This window comes from Stenotrophomonas sp. HMWF003, assembly GCF_003061285.1.
Lineage (GTDB): Bacteria > Pseudomonadota > Gammaproteobacteria > Xanthomonadales > Xanthomonadaceae > Stenotrophomonas > Stenotrophomonas maltophilia_AP.
Genome location: NZ_QAIW01000312.1, coordinates 1 through 2,432, shown reverse-complemented (window position 1 = coordinate 2,432; position 2,432 = coordinate 1). Strand labels below are relative to the sequence as shown.

Genomic DNA, 2,432 nt, shown 5'->3' with positions numbered 1-2,432 from the left:
CCCTCCGACGGGGGCCGAGCGGCGGCGTGGGAGACCGGCAAAAGCGCGGCCGTGGCGCCAGCGGCGAGCCCGGAAAGAAAGGTACGGCGGCCCATCCGCGCGCCATCTGGCAAGTAGCCGCTCATGCGACCTCCGCCGAATGGGCCAGGTAGGTGTCCAGCTCAAAGATGCCCTGGACTTCAATGGCCTCCAGATTGCGCAGATGCCATTCCCTTTCGAACGCACTTGCCTCGACGCCGGGTGCGAGGCAGTCCTCGATCCGAATGGCGGCCAACCGGGACGCCAGCGATTCACCCTCTTCCTGCGCGCGTATCGCAATCACTTTCTGGCGAATCCGATCCAGATAGTGCAGCGCGTTGTCGAGCACGGCGGCGTCGAAGCGCCCCATGTGACCGCCAATGACAGTGCCGCGCCCGAACTGCTTCGCCCGGCCAATGGCCGTTCGAATCTGGACGGGGTCGGCCTTGGAGAGGTAGACGATGTTCCCCACGATGTTGTCGCCAATGCAGACCAGGTCGGCGGTGGGAACATCCACGCTGATGTGATCCATCGTCTTGCCGGGGTTGTGCAGCAGCCGAAGCTCATGGCGGCCCCAGCGAATGCGCATCGCGCTGTCGAACACCACCTGCGGTTCGCGGTAGAACGCGTCGACACGGCGGTTCTGTGACAGGAAGGTGTGCCGGTAATTGCGATGCGCGATGGCCAGGGCGTCGGGAAAGGTCGAAAGCCCCGCGATGTGATCGCTCATGAAATGGGTAGCGACGATGACGCGCACCGTTTTCCCCACCTCGTCGCAGATCAGCACGCGCAACGCGGCCGCATCCTCCGCGCTGCCCAGTGAATCCACCAGCAGCGCGTCGCTGCCATCGAGGAACACGGTCGCAACGGACAGGTGGTTCTCGCCAACGCACAAGAACACGTCCGGACCCAGCGGTTTCAGATGCATGTCGGCTACCCTTTGAATGGAGGCCGCCATGATTGACGGGCGGACAGACGCCGACAAACGAGAAGTTTTGGCCTTCAGATTAGTAAAACTAACCTGATAAGATCGGGTGATCCGTGCTGGCAGGAACCCTCTCATGAAGCCGCGCCACGCCCCTCCCCTCACTGCGTTGCGAGCGTTTGAGGCCGCTGCACGATCCCTCAGCTTCCAGAAGGCGGCCACCCAGCTCTTTGTCACACCGGCCGCGGTGAGCCACCAGGTCAAACGCCTCGAGGCCTACCTGGGCACCGAGCTCTTCGAGCGCGGCCATCGGGCGGTGACGCTTACCCCGCAGGGCGCCGCCCTTGCGGCGTCGCTCACTGAGATTTTCGGAATGCTCGACCTGGCACTGGACCGAAGCGCGTCTGCTGAACCCGGCCATCTGCGCGTCAGCACCTTGGAGTCGTTCGCCGCGAAGTGGCTGGCGCCCCGGCTTCACCGCTTCCATGAGGCCCACCCGGATATCCATGTGCGGGTTCTGACGAGCGATCAGCTGGTTGACGTGGATCAGGATAACGTCGATGTCGCGATCCGATACGGCCTTGGCACATACCCGGGCGTGCAGGTTGAGAAGTTGATGGACGCGCCGGTGTTTCCGGTGTGCGCCCCAGGCACGTCACGCAAAGACGGAAAGCCGATTGCATCGCCCGCCGATATCGCCCATGTCGCGTTTATCCACGACCAGAGCGCCGAAGGGCGACCGGGCGTTCCCGATTGGGCGGCCTGGCTGCGTGCGGTTGGGCTGCACGGCGTGTCAGCTGACGCCGGCCCGGTGTTTCCCAGCATCTATCTGGCCCAGGAGGCGGCCATCCACGGGCACGGCGTCGCGTTGGGATTAGCCCCTTTGGTAGAAGAAGATCTGCGCCGGGGACGCCTGGTGAGGCCCGTTGATCCCCACCTCCCCAACGCGTATGCGTTCTGGACTATTCGACCCTCCAAGGGGCGGCACCAGGCAGCGACGGACGCCTTCTGCAACTGGATACACGCCGAGGCGTCAAGCTCACTGCGGGGGAGCTGACGGCTGCGGGGAGTCGGGCTTGCCTGGCGGCGCCATATCGGCCGTTGCGTAAGCGCGCGCCTTCACGCGGAACGGGGCGATACATCCAGTGAGGGGGATGCAGATGGAGGCAGCGGCAACGTAGCTATCCAGCCGTCTACGTTGCCCAATCAACATCCAGCCGAGCAGATACAAGAGCGTCAGTCCAAAGATGAGCAGGGCACCCACCCAGCCAACATCGAAAACAGCTCCCCACTCTCCCCACTTCCAGCCACGGAACTGCAGGTAGAAGGCAAGCAGCAACGGGAACGGCCCAATCGTGAAGCACGCGCTTCCGCCCGCCCTGCTCCAGGCGCCCTTCCCGCCCCGAGCCAGCTGACCACGGCATCTTCACCGCACCGCCCTATGCTGGAGCCCCCTTCGCGTCCACAAGGTAAAGCGCCATGACCAGAC

2 protein-coding genes are annotated in these 2,432 nt (G+C 64.2%); one reads left to right on the top strand and one right to left on the bottom strand.

Going from position 1 to position 2,432, the window contains the following annotated elements; all coding sequences use genetic code 11:
- Positions 1–121: 121 nt before the first annotated feature.
- Entirely contained in the window at positions 122–946 is an 825-nt protein-coding gene (locus DBR34_RS12765) for an MBL fold metallo-hydrolase (protein WP_181393992.1), read from the bottom strand.
- A gap of 133 nt (positions 947–1,079) precedes the next feature.
- Here DBR34_RS12765 and gcvA point away from each other — a divergent pair, with 133 nt between their 5' ends.
- Positions 1,080–2,000, top strand: coding sequence for a transcriptional regulator GcvA (gene gcvA, locus DBR34_RS12760; protein WP_128097069.1), 921 nt, complete (start codon positions 1,080–1,082; stop codon positions 1,998–2,000).
- Positions 2,001–2,432: the final 432 nt, after the last annotated feature.

Coding starts and splice junctions, on each gene's coding strand:
- DBR34_RS12765 (WP_181393992.1), bottom strand. CDS start 946: ATGCATCTGAAACCGCTGGGTCCGGACGTGTTCTTGTGCGTTGGCGAG.
- gcvA (WP_128097069.1), top strand. CDS start 1,080: ATGAAGCCGCGCCACGCCCCTCCCCTCACTGCGTTGCGAGCGTTTGAG.